The 5,276-nt window shown below is 57.4% G+C and carries 5 protein-coding genes; 4 read left to right on the top strand and 1 reads right to left on the bottom strand.

The features are described 5' to 3' along the window. The 4 genes from HIJ39_RS21255 to HIJ39_RS21270 all read left to right on the top strand — a co-directional run. Nucleotides 1–618: M48 family metalloprotease (locus HIJ39_RS21255; protein ID WP_207711839.1), on the top strand; the 618-nt coding region annotated here is incomplete at its 5' end. Between the two features lie 118 nt (nucleotides 619–736). Then, entirely contained in the window at nucleotides 737–1,879 is a 1,143-nt protein-coding gene (locus HIJ39_RS21260; protein WP_169103046.1) for a YncE family protein, read from the top strand. Nucleotides 1,880–2,249: 370 nt separating this feature from the next. Further along, nucleotides 2,250–4,253 carry an alkaline phosphatase family protein gene (locus HIJ39_RS21265; protein WP_169103047.1) on the top strand — a complete coding sequence of 668 codons (2,004 nt, stop codon included), beginning with the start codon at nucleotides 2,250–2,252 and terminating at the stop codon, nucleotides 4,251–4,253. Nucleotides 4,254–4,553: 300 nt separating this feature from the next. Next, nucleotides 4,554–4,751 (top strand): hypothetical protein, encoded by a 198-nt coding sequence (locus HIJ39_RS21270; protein ID WP_207711840.1) that lies wholly within the window; start codon nucleotides 4,554–4,556, stop codon nucleotides 4,749–4,751. A 259-nt stretch (nucleotides 4,752–5,010) separates the two neighbouring features. Here HIJ39_RS21270 and HIJ39_RS23860 read toward each other — a convergent pair. Next, on the bottom strand, nucleotides 5,011–5,276 hold a 266-nt coding region (locus HIJ39_RS23860; RefSeq protein ID WP_207711841.1), incomplete at its 5' end, for a hypothetical protein.

The following is a 5,276-nucleotide window of genomic DNA, read 5'->3' on the forward strand; positions in this document are numbered from 1 at the left end:
CACCACAACCGTACCAACGGGGGGATTTTTTCCTCAACTGTCAAAGTCCGCCGAAATCACATCTCTACAGGACGCTTATCCCCCGAATTGAACCGCATCGGCCAATGGCACCTCATTCACGACCAGGGCGAACGTTATGCGTTTACCTGGGGACTTTGGCGGCACCACATCGCCATCTCTGAAAGCCTCTGGCATGCTCTCGACAATCCCGCCAGAACGGCGGTCTTGCACCATGAGGCAGCCCACGCCCGCGTGCGCGACCCGTTGCAGCAGGCTATTTTGCAGGTGCTGTCGGAAGCGCTCCACCCCTTAGGGTTGCGCTCGCTGTACAAGCGGTATTTGGTCCGGCGGGAAATCACCGCCGATGCCGCGGCGGTGGCAGCATGCCAGGGTGACGACCTTCCTCTATTGACCGCATTGCAAGCCGCCGTAAACTCCGCTCCCCGGCAGGCGTCCCGTGTGGGCTTGGCTGGTGCCCTGGAAGCGCGTATCCAGTACTTCAATACCCATCAGATACCGGCATGGCTGGATTCAACTATTCAATTTCACCTTATCGTCTCGGTGGCCGCCCTGGCGTTAACCGTGACCGAAGGCTGGCTGGTCTGGTGCCACTGGTAGGACACTTCGATTTCTTTTGCTCCATCCCTTGACGCCGCAGGCTATATACTACATTATGTAGTATATAGCGATTCGCGGCTTGACCACGATGAGCGAACCGTCAAAGGAGGAACGACCGATGAAAAAGCGAAATCAGGGACGTTGGCTGGCGCTTGCCGCCACTGCCAGCATGGTGCTCGCCGGATGTGGAACGGCATCGGCCAAAACTATCGCGTCAGCACCAGCTGGCCACAGTGCGTCACACCCCACCATGGCCACCAATAGCCCTGCCTCCAGCAATTCCATGTCCCAGGGCACCACATCCTCGGGCATGGCAGGGTCTCTCAAGGGTATTCCCAGCGATATCCTAATCGGCGCCGCTGCGAGTCCCCCGTCGGGTCCCGGGAATGGCACCCTAAGCATTACCAATATCGGCATGAAGCGCACCTGGACCGTGCCCCTGGCGGCTAACGCCAACGCGTTCCAGGTGGCCATTGGGCATGGCCTCGTCTATGTGCCCACGCTGGGTGGCAAGACCTATATTGTGAGCATTGCTTCGCATAAGGTTGTGTCAAGCTTCAATAGTCCTCTCAATGTGCGCATTGCGACGCTCGCAGAAGCGGATCATCTCTTGATTTTAACCAGCGCCACGAGCGTGACGGCGTATTCGCCGCCCTCGGACAAGCCCGTATGGAAACTGCCGAAGATCGGTGGAAACACGCTCGCCGTCGCGGGTCAGGACGGCTATTTGTCCAGCACCGGGTCATCCAGCACGGCTATCATTGACCTCAAAAATGGTCACGTGGTGAAGACCATTCCAGTCGGGCAAATCGAGAATTCTGTCTATGACCCCCAGCACCATACTCTTTGGCTCGCGGATTGGTTCAACGGTGACATGACCATTGTCAATACAATGACGAACCGGATCGTCCGGGTGTCTCACCAAGCAGAAGGCGGCGGGTTTTCCATGAGCAACAAAATGAGTGCGCCGGGCGGCTTCATGCAACTGGCCGTGTCGCCGTCAGGACAATCTGTCTACGCCGCATCCTTCAGCGGTAACATCATGGTCTACAACGCAGAGACCAACCGCTTTCAAAAGAACATCCCCGTCAAGATCCCAATGGCCAAGTTGAGCGGCCTGGCGATTGATCCGTCGGGGCAATATGCTTACACCACCGTCGAAAGCGACAAGGAAACCGTTGCCCTCTCTTTAAAGACCGGCCAAATCGTCGGGAAGGAAACGGGTCTCATGTCTAACCGATGGTTTGTGACACGTCACTAGCATCTTATATCGCAGACTGCGAGCCCCCGAGCGTGAAAGGGGGCTCGCCATCTTTTATCGCCACCATTTTCAATTCGTTGTCTCTCCCGTGGCTTATGGCGATAGTTTCGACTCGCATCGCGTTGGGCGGTGATTGGCATCCACGCTGTGGTCCAAGCTTGATTTGCCCGTCCGAGCTTTAATCCGTAGAGAGTGGCGTTGGTTTTAGCGGGAAGGCTCTCCCAACCCGTCCAGAGAGGATTTTCTTCAATGAAAATATGGGTTTCCCCGGATTCTGGATTCCTATGGCAAGAAAATACAAGGATGAAAATGGAGGAAATGGGAGAATGTGGGCGAACTCAGTAAATAGCAATCAAGAAGGGGGTCGAATATGGTGGGATGGATTCGTAAACTGTCGGCCATTGGAGCGGCGGCCGCCTTAAGCGCCATCGGCGTGGCTGCTGCTAAACCAGTCAGCGCCTCTTCAGGGCCGTCCGTTCATGGAGCGAAGAAACACACTTCGACGCGGTCCTCGAGTCAATTGCCCTACTTTAAGCATGTGTTTGTGATTATGCTGGAAAACCACAGCTATGCGGACACATGGTATGAGCACGACATGCCCTATTTGCAGAGCTTGGCTCGCACCTACGGGCTTCCAACTGAGATGTACGGCATCACCAATCCGACGGTGCCCAACCGGGTTGGGTTGTTAAGCGGTCGTGGCCGCACCATCGGAGACAACGTGAACGAAGGGCAGCTCAACTACACCAACCTGGTCGACCAGTTGGAGCAGCACCATCTTACTTGGGGGGCATATTACCAGCACACGGAAACCTCGACCGCACAACATCCTGTGTACAATTTCAGTGAGAGCACCTTTAATTTGTTCAAGGACATCTATAACAACCCCAGCCGCGAGGCTCATTTGCAGACGTTTCCCGACCTCGCACAGGCGCTTCAGGACAATACGGTGCCCAACTTTGTGTGGGTGGGGCCAAACTTCATCACCAATTCGCATGGAAGCGGCAGCCCCGGACCGTATCAATACACCTATCAAGGTGCCGGACCCGGTGGAAGCGCACCAAATGATACGCGCCTTGAGCAAGGGGCCGACACATTTTTGCAGCGATGGGTTCCGCGTATCATGAACTCCAAGGCGTGGCATTCTGGTCCGTCCGCCATCTTCATTACTGAAGACGAAACCAGTTACGATGCCAGCATGCCGCAAATCGGCGAGTGGGCCTCGGATCTAGGAACAGCAGGAAGCCCGGTGGTCCCATCTGGAACGGTTCTCGGCGGCTATGCGGCCTTTCCGTTTCCGGGAGGCGTCAACGGTGGCGGCCGGATTCCCGCCGTAGTTATTACCAATACCGCCCGCCACGTGGTGTCTAGCCAGCCGTTCAACCAATTCTCCATCTTGAAGACCATTGAAAGCGCATGGCATCTCGGCTATCTGGGACAAGCGGCCAATCCGAAAGTGCACACCATGAGCGTCTTCTTCCATGGCGGCACTAAGGCACAAGGACCAAGCGCAACCCCCTGGTCTACCGGCCCCGGGGCCAAGGCCACGACGGCACATGCGTGGGCCAATTCGCCCTACGAGCCGGCCCTTCCTCCCAAGGACGTCAGCAGCACCGATGCCACGCTTCGGCCGATAGCTGATCCCCATCTCAGTCAGGGAGCCAATGGTCAGGCGGCTAGTGGTCTTGAACTCTTCGTCACCAGCCAGCCGACTTCCATCACCGGAAACCTGACGCTAACCCTCATTGGGTCCCAAGGCGTGACCTTTGCCAAGCGCTCTTCCCCCGTGGGTTCCACTAAAGTGGGTAACGCTGACGAAGATGCGACGCAGTTTGGGCCCAGCGTTGTCAGCGCGCGCACGGTCACACTCCCCATTGCCAACACCGGGACTGTAGCCGAGGAGCTCGACGTGAGCGGTCTGATGCTGGACGTGGGTCCCAATGCCCAGCCGGGTCCTGTACAAGCGACCCTGGCTTCTGGATCTACCACGCTTGGCACAGTGACGCTGGGGACGGTGGGACGGCCGGCTGTTCGGAGCACGCCGAACCTGTTGGCGCCGATTATTCAACCAGACACGGTTCAGGTGCGGTTTACCGCACCCAAAGTGCCGGGTGCCCGCTACGAGGTAGAAATCGAGGGTCAAAATCCCGTCACCGCTGTCGGACCCGATTTGAGCGAGAAGTACGTCGCCTATACCCGCTCCGACAATGTGGTGATTTCAAACGGCGCGGCAGAGCTCACAGCGCTTGCGGGAAAGCAATACTGGGTTCGCGTGCGGCTTGTGAGCGGGCGGAACCATAGGGCCATGGGGAACTGGAGCACCCCCCTACCTTTTACGGCCTTGCGCGGTGCGCTTCCGCCGGGCGTATCCTGATCCTAAAAGCGCCTATCCCATTATCACCGATGCGGGGTCGGCTGACCGGCCCCGCTTTCGTTCGACCGTACCCGAGCAGCCCCCCCCCCCAGTCTCCCATCTCCGGCGATCAGCCCCCCGACCTCCCGTCTTAATACGTTGACCACGAAAGTGCCGCGCCACCACCACCGGCGAGCAAATAGACGCACCCTAGAGAGGATATCCTCCGCCAAATGCGGAATACACCCGTTGGGCATTTTGGCCCAAGCGTTTAACAAATCACACATCGCTATGCGAAATGTCGATCTTAGGAGGGACGCAATGAATAACGATTTGATGTGCCAGCGCTGCAACGTTGCGCTTGAGGACTTGGGTGAATACAATTTTCGAACCGGCGGGGCCACCGGTGTGGGCGGCATGCTGCTGGGCGGATGGAATCAGCTGGCAGAAGGAAAGGTCACCTTCGACCTCAAAATCTGCCCCTCATGCCGTCACGTCGATTTCTATCTCCGTTCGTAGTTTCCTCGGGACCGGGGAGCGCCCCCGGTCCCCTTATAGCGGTCAGGGTCAGGTCCTTGGCCGTCGACGCTTGAAGGTTTGGCCGCTGTTCCCGCTACCGATCGCGGTGGCAGCGGCCACCATTCCGCTAAAAAAGAGCTCAAGCGCAACGTGCCACGTTATCGGTTCCCGTATAAGACCGCCGACAAAGACCGACACTCGGCGGACGCCCAACTGAGCCAAACCCGTGGAGCCTTCGGCCACATGCTGGTCAACAGTTTTACCACATCGCAGCCGCACCCGCCACGGTTTCATAATCGTTCAATGTCAGCATATCTCCTGCCCCAGAATCAGCGTATGTTGACCTTCTTGCGAAAGTCCACGGCTCGTAAGGCGAAATCGCTGCAGCCGAGAATGGGGCGCTCATTTCCCGAAACTTCATCCAATGAAACCCCACGGCGACGGAGGACCAGGGCTGCGTCATAGTCGGTAACAATGGGATGATGGCGCTATTTTGGCAGTAATACTGGCGGAAAATCCCAAAAT

Source organism: Sulfobacillus harzensis, assembly GCF_012933365.1.
GTDB lineage: Bacteria > Bacillota > Sulfobacillia > Sulfobacillales > Sulfobacillaceae > Sulfobacillus_B > Sulfobacillus_B harzensis.